The sequence below is a fragment of the Photobacterium rosenbergii genome (assembly GCF_003026455.1).
Lineage (GTDB): Bacteria > Pseudomonadota > Gammaproteobacteria > Enterobacterales > Vibrionaceae > Photobacterium > Photobacterium rosenbergii.
Genome location: NZ_PYMB01000019.1, coordinates 68,145 through 86,494 on the forward strand (window position 1 = coordinate 68,145; position 18,350 = coordinate 86,494).

Annotated in this window: 18 protein-coding genes; 10 read left to right on the forward strand and 8 right to left on the reverse strand. The window is 44.7% G+C overall.

Going from position 1 to position 18,350, the window contains the following annotated elements:
* The first annotated feature begins 137 nt into the window (after positions 1-137).
* The 4 genes from galE (at position 138) to galM (ending at position 4,624) form a co-directional block, all read left to right on the forward strand.
* Complete coding sequence (gene galE / locus C9J01_RS22930; protein WP_107300455.1) at positions 138-1,148, forward strand: UDP-glucose 4-epimerase GalE; 1,011 nt, start codon at positions 138-140, stop codon at positions 1,146-1,148.
* Between the two features lie 102 nt (positions 1,149-1,250).
* On the forward strand, positions 1,251-2,312 hold the full coding sequence (locus C9J01_RS22935; protein WP_107300456.1) for a UDP-glucose--hexose-1-phosphate uridylyltransferase: 1,062 nt from the start codon (positions 1,251-1,253) through the stop codon (positions 2,310-2,312).
* A gap of 33 nt (positions 2,313-2,345) precedes the next feature.
* On the forward strand, positions 2,346-3,509 hold the full coding sequence (gene galK, locus C9J01_RS22940; protein ID WP_107300457.1) for a galactokinase: 1,164 nt from the start codon (positions 2,346-2,348) through the stop codon (positions 3,507-3,509).
* A gap of 47 nt (positions 3,510-3,556) precedes the next feature.
* Complete coding sequence (gene galM, locus C9J01_RS22945; protein WP_107300458.1) at positions 3,557-4,624, forward strand: galactose-1-epimerase; 1,068 nt, start codon at positions 3,557-3,559, stop codon at positions 4,622-4,624.
* Between the two features lie 485 nt (positions 4,625-5,109).
* Here galM and C9J01_RS29955 read toward each other — a convergent pair whose 3' ends face one another.
* Together C9J01_RS29955 and C9J01_RS22960 are read right to left on the reverse strand one after the other, a co-directional pair.
* Positions 5,110-5,298 carry a hypothetical protein gene (locus C9J01_RS29955; RefSeq protein WP_107300460.1) on the reverse strand — a complete coding sequence of 63 codons (189 nt, stop codon included), beginning with the start codon at positions 5,296-5,298 and terminating at the stop codon, positions 5,110-5,112.
* Between the two features lie 161 nt (positions 5,299-5,459).
* The gene (locus C9J01_RS22960; RefSeq protein ID WP_107300461.1) at positions 5,460-6,176 is read right to left on the reverse strand and encodes a GntR family transcriptional regulator; all 717 of its coding nucleotides are present in this window, start codon (positions 6,174-6,176) and stop codon (positions 5,460-5,462) included.
* A gap of 232 nt (positions 6,177-6,408) precedes the next feature.
* On the opposite strand from C9J01_RS22960, the gene C9J01_RS22965 reads away from it, so the two are divergent.
* Positions 6,409-7,833 (forward strand): glycoside hydrolase family 1 protein, encoded by a 1,425-nt coding sequence (locus tag C9J01_RS22965; protein ID WP_107300462.1) that lies wholly within the window; start codon positions 6,409-6,411, stop codon positions 7,831-7,833.
* 128 nt (positions 7,834-7,961) lie between these two features.
* Here C9J01_RS22965 and C9J01_RS22970 read toward each other — a convergent pair whose 3' ends face one another.
* On the reverse strand, positions 7,962-8,351 hold the full coding sequence (locus C9J01_RS22970) for a hypothetical protein (protein WP_107300463.1): 390 nt from the start codon (positions 8,349-8,351) through the stop codon (positions 7,962-7,964).
* Positions 8,352-8,814: 463 nt separating this feature from the next.
* Between C9J01_RS22970 and C9J01_RS22975 the strand changes: the two genes are divergently transcribed.
* Positions 8,815-10,986, forward strand: coding sequence for a transporter substrate-binding domain-containing diguanylate cyclase (locus C9J01_RS22975; protein ID WP_107300464.1), 2,172 nt, complete (start codon positions 8,815-8,817; stop codon positions 10,984-10,986).
* Between the two features lie 49 nt (positions 10,987-11,035).
* Here the strand turns inward: C9J01_RS22975 and C9J01_RS22980 are convergent, their stop codons facing one another.
* The 3 genes from C9J01_RS22980 to C9J01_RS22990 all read right to left on the reverse strand — a co-directional run bounded on the left by C9J01_RS22980 (position 11,036) and on the right by C9J01_RS22990 (position 13,541).
* Positions 11,036-12,391: a heavy metal sensor histidine kinase gene (locus C9J01_RS22980; RefSeq protein WP_107300465.1), complete on the reverse strand. Its 1,356-nt coding sequence runs from the start codon at positions 12,389-12,391 to the stop codon at positions 11,036-11,038.
* Positions 12,378-13,058, reverse strand: coding sequence for a heavy metal response regulator transcription factor (locus tag C9J01_RS22985; protein ID WP_107300466.1), 681 nt, complete (start codon positions 13,056-13,058; stop codon positions 12,378-12,380). Before C9J01_RS22985 ends, C9J01_RS22980 begins: the two co-directional genes overlap by 14 nt.
* Before the next feature lie 102 nt (positions 13,059-13,160).
* Positions 13,161-13,541 carry a DUF3316 domain-containing protein gene (locus tag C9J01_RS22990; protein WP_107300467.1) on the reverse strand — a complete coding sequence of 127 codons (381 nt, stop codon included), beginning with the start codon at positions 13,539-13,541 and terminating at the stop codon, positions 13,161-13,163.
* Between the two features lie 129 nt (positions 13,542-13,670).
* Between C9J01_RS22990 and C9J01_RS22995 the strand changes: the two genes are divergently transcribed.
* From C9J01_RS22995 to C9J01_RS23010, 4 genes are all read left to right on the forward strand, one after another.
* Positions 13,671-14,099, forward strand: a complete 429-nt coding sequence (locus C9J01_RS22995) for a VOC family protein (protein WP_107300468.1) — start codon at positions 13,671-13,673, stop codon at positions 14,097-14,099.
* 20 nt (positions 14,100-14,119) lie between these two features.
* Complete coding sequence (locus C9J01_RS23000) at positions 14,120-14,518, forward strand: GFA family protein (RefSeq protein ID WP_107300469.1); 399 nt, start codon at positions 14,120-14,122, stop codon at positions 14,516-14,518.
* 242 nt (positions 14,519-14,760) lie between these two features.
* Positions 14,761-15,507 (forward strand): DUF481 domain-containing protein, encoded by a 747-nt coding sequence (locus C9J01_RS23005; protein WP_107300470.1) that lies wholly within the window; start codon positions 14,761-14,763, stop codon positions 15,505-15,507.
* Between the two features lie 438 nt (positions 15,508-15,945).
* Positions 15,946-16,254 (forward strand): hypothetical protein, encoded by a 309-nt coding sequence (locus tag C9J01_RS23010; protein WP_107300471.1) that lies wholly within the window; start codon positions 15,946-15,948, stop codon positions 16,252-16,254.
* A gap of 144 nt (positions 16,255-16,398) precedes the next feature.
* On the opposite strand, the gene C9J01_RS23015 is transcribed toward C9J01_RS23010, so the two are convergent.
* Complete coding sequence (locus C9J01_RS23015) at positions 16,399-16,992, reverse strand: HD domain-containing protein (protein ID WP_107300472.1); 594 nt, start codon at positions 16,990-16,992, stop codon at positions 16,399-16,401.
* Between the two features lie 19 nt (positions 16,993-17,011).
* Entirely contained in the window at positions 17,012-18,010 is a 999-nt protein-coding gene (locus C9J01_RS23020) for a substrate-binding domain-containing protein (protein WP_107300473.1), read from the reverse strand.
* Positions 18,011-18,350 lie beyond the last annotated feature (340 nt).

Sequence of the window (18,350 nt, forward strand, 5' to 3'; positions counted from 1 at the left end):
GAAAACGTTTACACAATGTGGCAATGATCACAGTATTGATTTTGGGCTTATTGATAAACTTGCCCTCAGTTAAGAACAAGATGCTGTTTCTTTTGATGGTGCGATTTAAGCCCTTAGCAGTGAATTGGGAGAGAGTGATGAAGGTATTAGTAACAGGTGGTATGGGGTATATCGGAAGCCATACCTGCGTACAAATGATTGAAGCTGGTCTTGAGCCAATCATTCTGGATAACCTTTGTAACAGTAAAGAAGCTGTGCTTGAGCGCGTAGAAACCTTGACCGGAGCCAAACCGACTTTCTATCAAGGTGACATCCGTGACCGTGAGATCCTCGATCAAGTCTTTTCTGAGCATGAGATTGGCTCTGTGATCCATTTCGCTGGTCTGAAGGCCGTAGGCGAGTCGGTAGAAAAGCCACTCGAATACTATGACAACAATGTCCACGGTACCTTGATGCTAGTGGATGCGATGAAACATGCGGGTGTTAACAGCTTAGTATTCAGTTCCTCTGCCACGGTATACGGCGATCCGGAAGAAATTCCAATTAAAGAAACCACACCCACTGGCCAAGTGACTAACCCATATGGTCGAAGCAAGTACATGGTTGAAGAGTGCCTCCGTGATATCCAGGTTGCTGCTCCAGAAATGAGCATTACGCTATTGCGTTACTTCAACCCGGTAGGCGCACACCCTTCTGGCATTATGGGTGAAGACCCGCAAGGCATTCCAAATAACCTTATGCCGTTTATTGCCCAGGTGGCCGTTGGCCGCCGTGAATTTCTCTCTGTGTTTGGTAATGACTACCCAACCCCGGATGGCACAGGTATCCGCGATTATATCCACGTCATGGATCTTGCCGATGGCCATATCGCAGCGCTTCGAGCTGTGGGTGAAAAAGCAGGCCTTCATATCTTTAACCTTGGTACGGGTAAAGGTAGCAGTGTGCTCGAGATGGTTGATGCCTTCAGCAAAGCATGTGGCCATGATGTCGCTTACAAAATTTGCCCTCGTCGCCCTGGTGATATTGCAGAGTGTTGGGCTGATCCGGCAAAAGCCCGTGAAGTACTAGGCTGGGAAGCTAAGTTCGATGTCACGGCAATGGCCGCTGATACTTGGCGCTGGCAGTCTGAAAACCCTAATGGCTACTAACTAGCCCTGAGATGATTTCGGGAGCAGGTGGCGTCTCACCCCTAAGTTTACCTGCTCCTACCTTTATTAGTTTGCAGTATCACTGTAATTGCGAGTTTGAAAATGTCCGAGCAAAAATTTAATCCAGTAGATCATCCGCACCGTCGTTATAACCCGCTGACGGGGCAATATATTTTGGTTTCTCCGCACCGTGCAAAGCGTCCATGGCAGGGTGCAGATGAAACACCGGAAAAAGCAGAAGACAAAGCATACGATAGCGAGTGCTTCCTTTGCCCGACCAACACCCGTGTATCTGGCGACCAAAACCCAGACTATGCCGATACTTATGTCTTTAATAATGACCATGCGGCGTTAACGCCGGATACACCGGATGCACCGGAATCTGACAACCCACTTTTCCGCTGTGAAAGTGCCCGTGGTTTGAGCCGCGTGATTTGTTTCTCTCCTGATCACAGCAAAACCTTGCCTGAGCTACCAGTGGGTACGATTCGCAAGGTGGTTGATACCTGGAATGAACAAATTGAAGAGCTTGGCCAAGAATATGTTTGGGTTCAGGCCTTTGAGAACAAAGGGTCGGCAATGGGCTGTTCACAGCCGCACCCTCACGGCCAAATCTGGGCCAATAGCTTTTTGCCAAATGAAATCGCCCGCAAGGACGAAAACCTGCGTGCTTACTATCAAGAGCAAGGTTCAAACTTGCTGGTGGATTACGCTAAAGCCGAAATGGCAGACGGTTCTCGTACGGTAGTTGAAACAGAACATTGGATTGCTGTTGTCCCTTATTGGGCAGCTTGGCCTTTTGAAACCATGTTGTTGCCAAAAGCCCATGTACGCCGTATGAACGATCTAACCGACGAGCAGCGCGATGATCTTGCTGTAGCGATCAAAAAATTGACTAGCCGCTATGACAACCTGTTCAAGTGTTCTTTCCCATACTCAATGGGTTGGCACTACGCACCATTCTTCAAAGACGGTGATACCTCAACAGAACATTGGCAGCTCCATGCATTGTTCTACCCGCCGCTACTGCGTTCAGCGACTGTCCGTAAGTTTATGGTGGGCTATGAAATGCTAGCAGAAAGCCAGCGTGACCTTACAGCAGAGCAGGCCGCAGACAAACTGCGTGCACTTAGCGATGTGCACTACCGCGAAAACCAACAATAACAACGAACCCATACTGAAAGACAGGAACATATTATGTCAAAAACACAACTGCTGATTGATGCTGTTAATACATCTTTTTCTTCTGTATTGGGTTACCAAGCAACCCATCTTATCCAGGCTCCGGGTCGCGTGAACCTTATCGGTGAGCACACTGACTATAATGATGGCTTTGTATTGCCGTGTGCGATTGATTACCAAGCGGTCGTAGCAGCTGCCCGTCGTGACGACAACATCGTCCGTGTCGTGTCTGTAGACTACGATAACCAGACAAAAGAGTTTGACCTGACGTCAGAGATCACTTTTGACGAAGAATGCATGTGGATCAACTACATCAAAGGTGTGGTGAAGTGCCTACGAGGTCGAGGTTACGAGTTTGCTGGTGCTGACATTGCTGTGAGCGGTAATGTTCCACAAGGCGCGGGCTTGAGCTCTTCGGCAGCATTGGAAGTGGTAATTGGCCAGACATTCAAAACACTTTATGCCCTAGAAATCAGCCAGCAGGAAATTGCGCTAAATGGTCAACAGGCAGAAAACGAATTTGTTGGCTGTAACTGCGGCATTATGGATCAGCTTATTTCTGCTGAGGGTGAAGAAAACCATGCCTTGCTCATTGACTGCCGTTCGCTGGAAACCAAAGCAGTGTCGATGCCGGAAGATATGGCCGTTGTCATCATCAACTCTAACAAGAAGCGTGGTTTGGTTGATAGTGAGTACAACACCCGCCGTGAGCAGTGTGAAGAAGCTGCACGTATTTTCGGTGTAAAAGCCCTGCGTGACGTGACTATCGAGCAGTTCAACGCCCGTGTTGATGAGCTTGACGAGATGGTTGCCAAGCGTGCTCGCCACGTGATCACTGAAAACGACCGTACTGAAGAAGCTGCGATTGCTCTAAGCAAGGGCGATATTAAACGCATGGGCGAATTGATGGCTGAGTCTCACGCCTCAATGCGTGATGATTTTGAAATCACGGTGCGCGAAATTGATTACATCGTCGATACCGTGAAAGCTGTGATTGGCGATCAAGGTGGTGTACGTATGACTGGCGGTGGCTTCGGTGGTTGTGTGGTATCTATTGTGCCACCGGCATTGGTTGAGGAAGTCAAAGCGGTACTTGCTGAGAAATACGAAGCAGAAACTGGCCTTAAAGAAACTATCTACGTGTGTAAAGCCAAAGCAGGTGCAGGCGTGATTGCCTGAGTGGCACAGGGTAAGTCCGTAAAATAGGCGCTTAGAAGGATAGAAGAATGGCACTACCGCAAAAAGTGTTATCACTACACGAAACGATGACCATGGAGGCGGCCTTTGATGGCCGCCCAGCAAACCTGTTTACCTTGACCAATACGTCGGGGATGACAGCGACTTTCATGGACATTGGCGCGACGTGGTTAAGTTGCACAGTCCCAGTCGATGGTGAGGCGAGGGAAGTATTATTGGGCTGCTCAACGATGGCAGATCACCAAAACCAAAGTGCATATTTGGGTGCCACCGTTGGGCGCTATGCTAACCGTATCGCGAATGGCCAGTTCACGATTGATGGTGTCACGACTCAAGTGACTACTAACCAAGCGGGTAATACCCTCCATGGTGGGCCCGATGGTTTCGATAAACGGCGTTGGACACTCGATCATCACAGTGAAGCGAAGCTGGTATTTAGTCTGTTGTCAGAAGATGGTGACCAAGGCTTTCCTGGTACTTTGCTGGCCAAGGTCACGTTTGAACTGACTTCAGACAATACAGTGGCGATTAGCTACCACGCTGATTGTGATAAGCCTTGTCCGGTTAACTTTACTAACCATGCATACTTTAACTTGGCTGGTGAAGCGGCGGGTGACGATTGTTTGCAGCATGAGTTGCTGATCAAAGCGGATCGTTTTGTACCAACCTCTGAGGTTGGGATCCCGACAGGTGAGTTGAAATCTGTCGAGCAGACAGGTTTTGATTATCGCAAGGGTAAAACGATTGGACGGGATTTGTTGAAAGATCCTGAGCAAGAATTAGCGAAAGGCTACGATCATGCCTTTATTCTGGCATTGGGCGTCACGGATGGCATCGCAGATTTTGCCAAAGTGATCTCGCCAGATCAGAAAGTTTCCATGACAGTCCAAACGACCAAGCCGGCCGTTCAGTTATATACCGGTAACTTCTTGGCGGGAACGAAGGGCACATCGGGTGAATATGGCATTCATCAAGGTTTTTGTTTAGAAACTGAATACTTACCTGATTCGCCAAATCACCCTGAGTGGCCTGGGGACAGTATTTTACGTCCTGATCAGATCTATGCCCATTACACAGGTTATCGATTCATTTTTTAGTGTTCTATTTATTTTGTTGAAATAGGGGTTTGCCCGCTCAATTGAGCGGGCTTTTTTCTTTCATCACACTAGATATGCGTGGACCCGTAATCACAAAGGTATCAACCATCCTGCAAGAGAGGTTTACAAGTTATCTTTATGTGATTAGCCAAATCAAACGGTATAATCCACCGAATGTACTTTACGAAACTGTATATGGATAAAAATGAAGAAAAACACGATGACATTCATCGTCACATTTGTGTCGGTGTTTTGTGCGATAACGCTTAAGAACTTTCTCGTCAGCTCTTTCTTTTCAGCAGGGGAGTTGAGCTTTGTGGTAGATACGCTGATTCTGCTTGTGATTTATTTGCCTATTTATTTTGCGTTTACTCGGCTTGGTAAGCGGTTCATAACCAAACAGTAAAATGAGTATTTTATTAGCTGGTACTATTTATTATCAGTACCAGCTAATTGAGGAGTTCAGTCATCAGCTTGGATTGCCCTTAGCGACGATTGGCATGGGTGAGAAGATCAATGAGTTCGCTTTCAGTCTTTGGGGTTTTGTCTAATTGGATATGAGGAGAAGTGCCTCCCCAAAGCATGTAAGCTGTATTGGTGCAATGGTCATGGTGGAACCATTTACCGTCAATGCAGATGTCGGTATAACATCTCGGATCTTGAAGTAGCTCCATATATACACGTCCTTTTTTGGTTTAACATGTTTACAACATACGACCAATGCATATGCAATAAATTGATCTTGGTCATTAATGCATAATTTTTTTCTATTAGGTGTTTCGCAAAGCACTTTGTAACTTCTAATAAATCTATATTGGCTTTGACTGGCAACTATTTATTTCAATTGCACCGATTTCACATAAGTAGTCGAAAGTTTGAAGGATTCACAGGTGTGCTTGGCAACTGAGTGCTCAAAAAGTTGGCCGTTATCTAAGTAGGCGCGTTGGGAGACATTCACTAAATGCTCACCACATGAAATTGCCAGCCATTGGCTTTCTTGCTCATCGGCATGATCGATAGTGATCGTCAGGCTTGCACTGTGGATCCCTTGTTTCAGGGTATCGGTGATGTAGCCGTAAATGGAGTCTTCTGCCTGCTCTAAGGTCAGACCCGGCACGACAGTCACTGGCATATAGGTGTATTCGATAATGGTGGGTTGATCATCAACAGAACGCACACGGACAATTTCATAGAGGTGATCGCCAAGCTGTCCACAGACTAACTCAGCAGTATTTACATCGGCCTCGACAATGCGAAAGCGCATTACCTTGGTTGTTACGGTCTTCCCCGTGCCTTCGTAACGCAACTTGGTTCCCTGCAAGTGGGTGTCAGGTTGTTGGGGCGGTGTACTTTTTATAAATGAGCCCGAGCCTCTCTTGCGCACAACAATGCCTTCTTTAACCAGAATATCCATCGCTTTCTTTAGGGTGATTTCGCTGCATTCGAACTCTGCTGCAAGTTTTTTGCCTTCAGGGAGCTTTTCTGAAGCGCAGTACTGGCCAGAATCAATACGAGCCTTAAGTTGCTGATAGATATCCTTATATTTGCTCATTGCTGTTTTGTACTCGTGCTGGATAGAGGAGAGCAGAATACCTTAAATTTGAGGTGCTAACAGCGGTAAATTCAAATCTTATTGTGATCTGTGCTTTGTTTTTGATTGGTTGTGGCTGTAAAACCATATGGTTTTGTTTAGTGTTGCGTTATCAACCTAGTTTGCATCGAATCCCTTAAAGCGGTTTTTTGCAAAACGTATTCATTAATAGTATGCCTAGTTAGAGTGGTTTATGAGTTTTCAAGATAAGTTTTTGTGGGGAAGTGCATCGGCAGCGTATCAGATTGAAGGGGCTGCAAATCTAGATGGAAAAGGCGATTCTATCTGGGATGTGTATTCTCGAGTGCCGGGTAACACCTTCAAAAATACTACCGGTGAGGTCGCGATAGACTTCTACCACCGGTTCGAAGAAGACATTGCATTGATGAAAGAGATGGGGCTTCAGGCATACCGTTTTTCGGTGTCTTGGCCACGCATCATGTCTGACGGCCGTACTGTTAATCCGCAAGGTGTCGAATTCTACCATAAAGTCATCGACACCCTGATTGCTAATGGCGTCACCCCAATCTTGACGGTTTACCACTGGGATTTACCGCAGGCGCTACAAGAAGAATACCAAGGGTGGGAAAGCCGTGAAATCATTGAAGACTTTACGCGTTACTGTGAAGTACTGTTCGAAGAATACGGTGACAAAGTCCCATACTGGGTTAGCCTCAACGAGCAAAATATTTTTACCAGCCTAGGTTACCTACAAGCAATCCATCCGCCGAAAGTCTCTGATTTCCAGCGCTTCGTTAACGCCAACCATATTGCCAACCTAGCAAATGCCAGTGCGGTGAAGAAATTCCGTGAAATGGGTATCAATGCCCAGATTGGTGCCAGCTTTGCCTATAGCCCTGCCTATGCCCAGTCGGCAAAACCGGAAGATGTGATTGCGGCAGAAGATGCCCAAGAGTTGCAGGATCTGTTCTGGATGGATGTATATGCCAAAGGGCGTTATCCGAAGATCGCGCTAAAGCGTTTAGAAAAATTGGATATTCATATTGATTTCCAGCCGGGAGACAAAGAGCTGTTGGCCGCTGGCGTATGTGATTTCATGGGCTTGAACTACTACCAGTCAGCAACGTTTGTTGCTGCGGAAAATAAGCAAAAGACAGCCCAGACGGGTAATGCATCGCAGGTGTCGGTGGTATCCGAAATCAGTGACATTCCAACGGATAAACTTTTTGCCCGTGCAGATAACGAATATCTGGATATGACAGACTGGAACTGGGCGATTGATCCAAACGGCTTGCGTGTTGCACTACGCCGTATTACTTCCCGTTACGAACTACCTATCCTTATCAGTGAAAACGGTCTGGGTGCCTACGATACGCTGACCGAAGAGGGCAGGGTGCACGATGATTACCGGATTGACTTCCTTCGCCGCCATGTCGAGGCGATTTCTGATGCAATTGATGATGGCTGTGAAGTTATCGGCTACTGTACTTGGTCGTGCCAAGATCTGTTTAGCTGGTTAAATGGCTATGCCAAACGTTATGGCTTTATCTACGTTGATCGTGATGAAGAGAGCGAGAAAGAGCTCAAGCGCTATAAGAAAGACAGCTTCTACTGGTACCAAAAAGTGATTGAAACCAATGGTGAGCAGTTAGGTTAACTATATCTAGCTCAGCATATTGGTGATTGGAAACCCACGCCATAGCGTGGGTTTTCAGGTTACCCTATTCCTTTGGCATGACCTAAAACTGATGGTACCACTTTGCCAAAACACCACTACAAAGCCTGTCATCTCTGAGGTATTAATATTATTTTCCCAAAGTCATCCCTCACCGCTTTTACTGCGGAATGATACTTCTGGTTATCAATAACAATAGAGAACTCTAGTGAGTGATTTTTTCCAAGATGATGTTGTGCATAAGCGACAAATTTTTCGCATGCAGTGTCCTCAATCAGCACAACTTTCGTAATATCGTTAGCTGCACCAACAGAAGCACAAAAATTCGCATCTTTATCTATTATACCTTTTGATTTTGCAGGCTTTTCCGTACCCGTTAGAATCAGTTTATTAGAGCCATAGATGATTCTTAAATTCTTCACATCGCACCGATATTTACCCGTCATCCCCCAAAACTCAACAGGTGTTGGGCTTACTTTCAAATCTACTGCTTTTACCATTTCGATATCCTAAAGCTTGGTAACACTCTTCTAAGATTGCTGCCATCAACCACAAATAGTTGTTTGGCTTCTCTCTGTTCTTACACGTTTTAGTTATTCATACTCTGTTATAAAACCTTTTTCTTATGACTGGCTGGTAGCCAAATCTCACATCTGACATCAAACCAAGATTGGGGATCTTATGAGGTTTTTAATACATTGATATAAATAATAAAAATTCAAGTCACTATGGTTATCTGCGTTATTGATTTCGTTTTATTGACTACTTGAATACAGTTTGATTAAAAACAAATAACCCTTAAATGATTTAATGTCAAATTAAGTGCTTGGGTGGTAACTTGAGATAACCAGTTAGCAAATGAGATTCATAACAGGTATTGAAAATATATATTTAACCTGTACTATACAGAACGTCATTCCAATAAGTAAAGAAGTAAATAGATAACCACCGACAGGTAACTTGATGCTCTCACAACTGGCCTTTCTACTTTTGTTTCTCTTCTGCTCCTCTTTGAGTTTTGCGGAGGTACTGACAGACGAGGAACAGATCTATATTCGAAACAACCCTACGGTCTTACTTGGGGGAGGCGAAGGTTTTGCTCCGCTAATCTATCAAAATGCAGAGGGTGAATTGGTGGGTTATGATCGGGATGTCGCTGATCTCATTGAAAAAGAAACTGGACTAGAGATTCATTTTGTTCTTGGTAATTGGAATAAAATCCAACACGAGGTCAAACAGGGCAGGCTAGATGGGATGTCCGCCATTTCGAGCTCTCGAGCTCGGGAGGATTCCTTTTCTTTTACTTCGCCTTACTTTTCCTCCCAACCTGTGGTCGTTGTTTCTCGCGCTAACCCCAAAAATATTCAGGAGTTGGAGGATTTGCATCAGAAGGTTGCCGCGGTTCAGTTAGGCAATATCGCGATGGAAAGGATGACCAAATCATTGGGCGATATAGAAATTGTCTATTTCGAACATCCTGATCAGGTGCTTAAAGCTGTTGCAGAAAATACAGTCGATTTTGCAGTGAAAGGGGAGTCGTTGCATTTTGTCGCTAGTCGTCTGGGGCTTGAACAGCATATCACTACCAAATTTGTCCTAGACCAGCGATTGAGGCTTAATTTCGCGTTTGGCAAAAACAACGAAGTCCTTACCACGATATTCAACAAAGCGATTGAGAATATTGGTCAATTCAAGCTTAGGCAGATCAAGGAACATTGGTTCCATACTGTAGAACGTCAGGTTATCGAGTTAAGCCAGTCAGAAAAAGAATACCTGTACCAAAAAAAGAGTCTCTCTTTCTGTGTGCATCCTAACTGGTACCCGTTTGAATCGATTGAAACGGAGCAAGTCGGTGGGATGACATCAGATTTCATCTCTCACTTTCAGAATGTGTTGGGACTACCTTTTGAAGTTTACCCAACCCAAACATGGGGTGAGTCTTTATCCTCTGTTGCAGAAGGACTGTGTGACATATTGCCGATGGCTATGCAAACCCCTTCTCGTTCGCGCCATTTAAGTTTTACCGCGCCCTATATCAAGTTGGCTTTGGTCCTGGCTACCCGTGAAGATGTGCAATTTATTGATAGCCTGGAAGACTTGAAGGGGAAGTCTATTGGGATATTCAACAATACGGCCTACTCAGAGTTATTAAAGGAAAGAGACTTAGAAATAAACCTTATTCAGGTCAATGATGTTGAGCACGGGTTGAAATTGGTCAGCAAAGGAGTTCTATTTGGCATGATTGATGCGCTGCCTGCAATCAACCATTACTTACAGACTACCTCTTTCAATGACCTGAAAATATCAGGGCGGTTTGATGAAAAATGGCAACTCTCCTTGGCGACATCCAAGGGAAACACAGAATTGTTCAACATACTAAATAAATTAGTAAAAACAATAGATAACGATTTGAATAAACGTGTGTTGAACAAGTACATATCGGTACGGCATGAAAGCTACCTAGATACCTATATCATTTACCGCGTGATTGCTGGGGCTTTGTTGGTCATTGCCTTTTTTATATGGAGAGACCGTAAAATTAAAAAAGAGAGTCAACTTATCAAAGGCTTATATCAAGAATTAAGGAGTAAAGATGAGAAGTTACAGCAAGTTAACAAGGAATTAGAACTGCTCTCGTACACGGATACACTAACAGGTATCGGCAACAGGCGGATGCTTGATATTGCTTTGCTTACCCAGTTTTCTCGTTGTAAAAATGAGGGGGTAACGTCTGCTGTTGTGTTGTTTGATATCGACTATTTTAAGCTTATCAATGATACATTTGGCCACCAAGTCGGTGATGAGTTTCTTATCGACTTAACGCAGACTGTAGAAAAGAATATTCGCCATATTGATATCTTCGGACGCTGGGGAGGTGAAGAGTTTCTGCTAATACTGCCAAACTGCACATTGCAACAGGCTATGGATATGACTGAAAGGCTACGAACCGTCATTGAGTCGACCAACTTTAAAAGCGTTGGTAAACGCACAGTCAGTTTTGGTATTGCAAAGTTATCTGCTAGTTCAGGTATAAACTTTACACTCCGGAAAGCTGACAACGCTCTCTATGAGGCCAAAGAGCGAGGCCGCAATTGTGTGTCGGTGTCTTTATCGGTAGAGAATGAGTCAGCATAACAAGGCAACCTAAACTTCGATGGGTTACGAGTCGGTATCACTTATCCGACTAGCTTTTGGGCACCGATAAAATAAAACTAGTGATGCCGTTGTCTGAGCGTACCAAAATATCACCATGATGAATTTTGGCGATGGAGCGGGCGATTGCCAGTCCTAATCCAGCCCCTGCTGTTGCACGGTGCATTCGCGCTTTATCTACCCGGTAGAAGCGTTCGAAGATGTACGGTAGGTATTCAGCCGGGATAGTTTCCCCTTTGTTGATGACGGCCACCTTGGTCGTATTGTTAATTTGACTGATTTGTACATTGATGGCTTCGTTATTATCACTGTGCCTGACCGCATTGGAGATCAGGTTGCCAAGGGCACGTTTGAGCATTTCCTTGTCACCGTGAACCGTCCCAGACCCCGTTAGGTTGATTGTCACGCCTTTCTCATCCCCAGCGAGTTCATAATATTCAGCCAAATCTTCAATTAGCGGGTAGAGGTCAATGTCCTCATTGTCAGTTTGTAACAAGTTGTGCTCAGACTTGGCGAGATAGAGCATATCCGTAATGGTTTTGGTTAAACGGCTCAGTTCTTCTGATGTCGAAATTAAGCTCTCCTGATATTCTTCGGATGTGCGGGGGTGGGCGAGGATCACCTGAGTCTGGGTCATCATATTGCTGATAGGAGTGCGGAGTTCATGGGCAATATCAGAGGAGTACTCGGATAATCGCTCGAACTCTTTCTCAAGTCGTGACAGCATGTCATTCGAGACAACCACGAGCTGTTGCAGTTCACTGGGAAAAAGCGCAGGCTCAATACGTAAGTCCAGCTTTTCTGTCGAGATCTGCTGCATGTGCTCTTCAAGGTGTTTCACCGGTCGCATGCCCCGTCTAACAATCAACCAACCAAGAAAGCCACTGACGATGCTGGCAAATAACGTGGTCCAGATAAGCACAGTGGTGAAGCTTGTTAGGAAGACATGCTGGTGGTTGATATTAATACCTAATATGACATCGACATCCGGTTCCTTGTCGACTGGGAAACGAAAGGCCCGGTAGCGTACGCCGTTTTCCTGCCAGTCAAAGCTCTTGATAGAACGATTCGAGAGGTAGTGGTCAGGTAAGGCGATTTCCTCTGTTTGGTAATGAATATCCCCGCTATCGATCAGCCATAGTTTGGTTTCACCTAACTCAAAAAAGGTGCCGTATTTGGCAATAAAGTCATTTTGTAATTGCAGGATATTGATCGTATTAAATTTTTGCTCAAGGGTGTATCGGTCTTGCTCATGGAAGTGGCGCTTTAAGTGATATAGGGTGACGGTACTGAGTGCACACAGAACGAGGAGAGAAGCGGTAAAAAAAGAGACGATGAGTTTGGCCGACATCGAGTTGAAAAGACGATTTCCGTTATTTTTGCTCATCTAACATATACCCCATGCCGCGGATAGTGTGGATTAGCTTGGGTTCATAATCTTTGTCGACTTTGCCACGCAACCTTTTGACGGCAACGTCTATGACATTGGTATCACTGTCAAAATTCATATCCCAGACAATAGAGGCGATTTCAGAGCGCGATAGTACTTCACCCTGTCGTCGCATTAGGAGCTCAAGCAAAGAAAACTCTTTGGCGGTTAGGGTAATACTGTCCCCTGCTCGCGATACGCGTCGTTTGAGTAAATCGAGATGGAGGTTCGCGACTTCAAGGGCAAGTTCTTTAGAAGGGGAGGGCTGCTTTCTGCGCAGGGTATTTTTGATACGTGCGACCAATTCGACAAAAGCAAATGGCTTTACAATGTAATCATCGGCACCCAGTTCAAGGCCTTTCACCCGGTCTTCGACCTGATCTCTGGCGGTTAGCATAATGACAGGGGTTTCAATATTGCTGGCCCTGAGGGTGGTTAACACCTGCCAGCCATTTAACTGCGGCAACATGACATCCAGAATGATGAGATCATAGTTGGCGCTGGTGGCTTGGTATAAACCATCAACGCCGTCTGATGAGAGGTCGACAATGTAGCCCGCTTCGGTTAGCCCCTTTCTGAGGTATTCGCCGGTTTTGGGTTCATCTTCAATCAGCAGTAACTTCATTTTCGCCTCGACTCTATATTCTCTGGTCATTAGGGGTGGTTCCCTCAACCCCTTATTCTGCATCTATTGTAGTGGGTATGCTTGCTAGCTATCTGATACCTCTTAGTTATTATCGTAGCGGAAGTGCTCGTAGCGTACATTGACGTTGGCACGATATTCGATATTTCCATCTGAGCCCATCATCTCATCGACAGTGACATAGCCGTTGTCTTGGATGCGTAAGCTAGAGATTTCTTTTGGTCCCCATGCCATAACGCGTAGCATCTTGTGTAACTCAGCAGGTTTGCTGGTTTCCAATACATTCAAAACATGCTGCCCTTCAGCGAAGGCTGCTTCTTTGGTTTCGAATGTTTGTGTTGTTACAACACGGTCATTGCTTTGTACGCTAAATTTGCTACCAGCAACCAGCGGAGTAGACGCCATTGATGGTAAGCTAAACAGTACAAGTGTGGTGGCGACGGCGATAGATTTGAATGATTTCATGGTGTTGTCCTCTCTGTGATTGACTTTACGTTAGAGAGAATACCGAAATGTTCCTGACCTAATCCGGACGCCAAAATGACATTTTTGTCATGTTGAATGAATGGTTGCTTTTGTTATACGGAGGTATATATGGAACCGCGGATCAGTATCATTACCCTTGGTGTCAAAGATCTTGAAGTGTCGTTTAAGTTCTATAGCAAACTCGGTTTTCCAGCGTCAAAAACACCGGAAGATGGCATTATTTTCTTTAAAACCGGTGGGGTATGCTTGGCGCTGTATCCTTTAGAAGCCCTAGCCGAGGACGTTTCTCCAGACTTCAAAACGGCAAAGTCTGGATTTTCAGGGATTACCTTGGCCCATAATACTCGCTCTAAAGAACAGGTTGATGCCGTTTTGGCATTGGCTGAAAAGGCCGGTGGGAAAATTGAAAAGCAGGCTCAGGATGTATTTTGGGGTGGTTACAGTGGCTATTTCTCAGACCCTGACGGCTATCTTTGGGAAGTCGCCTATGGTGATTGCTGGGATTTCAACGACGACGGCAGCTTAGTTATCGATTAAAGACAACACAAGGAAGAAAGATGATTCGAAAAGTGGGTGATACGGAAATCAAACCTAAGCATAAAGCAACTTGCCACTGCGGCGCTGTTGAAATGGAATTGAGCTTGCCTAACGGGATTGAAAATCCCCGTCGCTGCGACTGCTCGATATGCCGACGTAAAGGGGCGATAGTGGGTTCGGTAAAACTAGATGGTATCCGAATCGTTAAAGGGCAAGATGTGCTTAAGCTCTACCAATTCAACACCCAAACCGCTAAACATTACTTTTGCTCTGAATGTGGTATTTATACCCATCATCAAAGGCGTTCAAACCCTGAGGAATATGGCTATAACATTGGGTGCTTGGAAGGCGTCAACCCTTTTGATCTGGGTGACGTGGTCACCAATGATGGTGTGAACCATCCAGCAGACCGTAAATAAGGTTCAGACGATGGAGCAACCGATTATCGGTTACTATAAAGATGAAGGTGCCCCTCTTGATAACCGGTGATTTCGATGAGAAATACACCTGCTAAATAACATAGTAGGGAGATATTTATCTCCTGACTTTTCTCGTTTTTTCTGACTCATATTTAATGATTTAATAACAGTTCGCTGACAATGGCAGCTTTTTGCTTCATACAATGGGCGTTTAATTTTGCTGCTCAAGGTTGTCAGGGAATATGAAATCGCAGTTTGCTATAGCGCTATCAGGTCTATTAGTTGTTGCCACCCATTCTGCCGTTGTAAACGCCAGTGATGAAGAATCAGGCCCATGGAGCGGGAATGCTAAATTGGGCTTTATATTTACCGAAACAACCACAAGCTCACTGTCAGTCAATTCTGGTGCCAGCTTGGCTTACGACTTTAAAGATTGGCAACAGAAGGGTGAAGTCTATACCTATTATACCAGCGCCAGTGAAGGCGAAGATGGTACTAATAAATACAACCTGAGCTATGGCTTACGTCACTTCGTTAATGATGCGTGGTTTATTTATGGCAATAGTAAATACGAGCATGATCAATTCGCGACATACCGCCATCAACTCACTATTGCTTCGGGTTTTGGTGCAACGTTAATTGATACCGGTGACAGTAAGCTAGATATCGGTGCTGGTCCTGGTTACCGATTCTCACAACGCCAATCTTTCGATCCAGACTTTCCAGAGAAAAACGAAGATGAAGTCATTGCCAATGCCTTTGCAGAAGCCAATACCAAAATCAATGACCGGTTCGAGCTTGGGGGGCGCCTTGGCGTTGATTACGGTGAGGCTAATACGTCGACCAATCTAAAAAGTTTTGTTAAAAACCAATTGATGGAAGATGTCTCACTGCAACTGGATTTGGAATATATCTACAATTCGACGGTTGCCTCTGATCAGAGTAACGATGAGTTATACAGTACGGTTAGTTTAAATTATGACTTTTAATTGTGAGCTAATCGAATAAACCATATAAAAAATAGGTGTAAATTATCTTGATGATATAGCAATAAAATATCGTTTGATTGACGGTTGTTTACATGAATTTACCGTTAACTTGTATCACTTTTGAGAAATTGAACGACTTATATAACTTTGTTATGTCTTATGCTCTATAGCTTAAACATGTAGGGTAGAGAAATAAAGTTGTTGAGAAATAGTTATTGTCTAAATGTGTAATTTAATGATGTATTGTTCTGATAGTAAAGAAAAACTGGCGAATTATGCTAATGGTAAATACTTTGCACTTAACGGTAAACTAATGTCAGGACAAAAAATCATGTTCGAATAATTCGAACGACATGTTTAATTCTTAATGTTTCTTTATCTTGATGCTCTAGCTAAATTTAACTCCGAACCCAAACAAATATTTCAAGGAGAAAAGATATGCTTAAGCTTACAGGTACCATGATCGCAGCAACTGTATTACTAAGCGCACCAGTGATGGCCGATTTAAACCTAAGAGTGACTCCACAAAACGAGGGTGCATGGGTCAAAGTCAGTGAAAACGGATCACCCGCTAGCAATGTGCAGATTACAACCAATGTGCCAGGTTCTGGCACTTTCACCACCGATGAGCACGGTAGGGCTTTTGTCACTGTTGCATCTAACCGTTCAGGTAGTGTGAAGTTCAGGGCAATGGATCAAGAAGGTAACCTTGCTTATAAAACGGCGCTGATTAACAAAGATAAGTAAACGCAAAACAATATGGATTTTAGAGAAAAGGAATTTCTCATCAGTCATGGCATCGAACAATGTGCCAGTGACTTAGTAAGCAAAAGGCCGTGAAGATTGCACTAATCTCCACGGCCTTTGTGATCCGGTCTTGATGATGAAGGATTAGTTGTTGGTTAACCAACCCTTCTCGACAGCTAAATCAATTTGCTCGCAGGCATATTGCCAAAGTTTAGGAGTGACTTTTTCCAGATACTCGTTGCGCTTAAGTACCTGTTGTTTGGATACTGTGTGTTTCACCCAGCTACCACCCTCATTGGACATGTTCTGGATAAGCGGCAAGATACGATCCATCGCTTTAGCAAAGCGGGCATCAGCGGTTTCGGCCTGCTCAAACTCCATCCATAACGCCTTCATTTCCACAAATTGTGTTTCTGGCAATAGACCAAACAAACGGTTGGCCGCTTCGATCTCTTTTTCTTCTTGGCCATCTAGCTCATGTTGTTCAGCAAAAGCAAAAGTGTCACCGGCATCGATTTCAACAATGTCATGGATCAGTAGCATCATAACTGCACGATTCACATCGACGGGCTCTTCAATATAGTCTTTGAGTACTTGGGCCATAAGAGCAATGTGCCAGCTGTGCTCGGCGCTGTTTTCCTGACGGTTGTTATCAGGCTTGACCATGGTCTTGCGGTATACCGCTTTCAGGCGATCCAGTTCGTTGATAAAGGCCAACTGTTTTTCGAGATTAAGCATACATTCCTCTTATTGCTTTTTATTTTTGAGCGACGGACAAGCGACGTACTAGGGTAGGGACAAACATCCGGGTACATGTCTTGTTCTCATCACCTTTGGCAAGAGAAAGCGAAAGATTTGCTGCTTGCTCTGCCATGATGTTGATCGGGTAGCGCACTGTGGTCAGTTTCGGGCTCAAATATTTGGCGATGATACCATCATCAAAACCGATCAGAGAGATATCTTGCGGAGCAGTAATCCCATTTTCTTCCAGTACTGATAAGCAACCCGCAGCCATGTTGTCGTTATAGGCGGCAATAGCGGTTATCGGTAGGTTTTTGGAAAGCAGGTTCATCATCGCATGCTCGCCGCCAGCTTCATCAGGCGAGCTGTATTCGATGTAGTTTTCATCGGTTGTCAGGTTATAAGCGCGCAGCGCATCGAGGTATCCAGCACGGCGCTGTTCGGTATCTTCAATGTCGTGGTTTGAGCACACATAACCAATATGCTGGTGGCCGTTTTTGATCAGATATTCCGTTGCCAGGTAGGAACCCTTATGGTTGTCTAGAGCAATACAGCGATGGGCGATTTCAGGAATGTAGCGGTTGATAACCACCATTCCCGGTACTTCTTTGGCAAAATCAATCAGCTCTTGGTTACTCAACCCTTTACTGTGGATGATCAGAGACTCACAGCGGCTGTTAATCAATAGCTCTATGGCTTCTTTTTCCGTAACAGCATTGTGATAGCCATTACCGATAAGAATTTGTTTGCCATTCTGTCTCGCGATCTGATCGATTGCTTTGAGCATTGAGCCAAAGAAAGGGTCAGAAACATCGCCGACAACCACACCAACAGTATTGGTGGATTGGCTGACCAGTGCCCTTGCATTGGCGTTGGGGCGGTAGCCAAGCTCTTTCATTGCCTTTGTGACAGACGAAATAGACGCTTTACTGGCTTTAGGGGATTTATTGATCACACGTGATACCGTCGCAACGGACACACCGGCCAGTTTGGCCACATCCTTAATCGTAGCCATGGCTACACATCCTAGCTCAAATCATACTTGCTGCTTATTAAACACTGCCTGTGTAACGGGCGCAATAAAATTGCAATAAAAAGTTGTGGGATATTAAATATGATCAATAAAATCAATAGGAAAAAATAGTGTAACCGTTACCAATGATTGTCAGGTGGTTGTCCGGCTTTGCTTACAATTTTTGTCATGATTGAAAGGCAGCAATTATCAGCCTTGAGGCAGGTTTAGTTTATGGTGATTCTATACTTACTATCAGTCTGCCAAGCGCCAATAATACAATAATATGGCTCGCTGTATGGCTATAAGTTCAAACGATGGAAATATATCCAGGGAAAAGAGT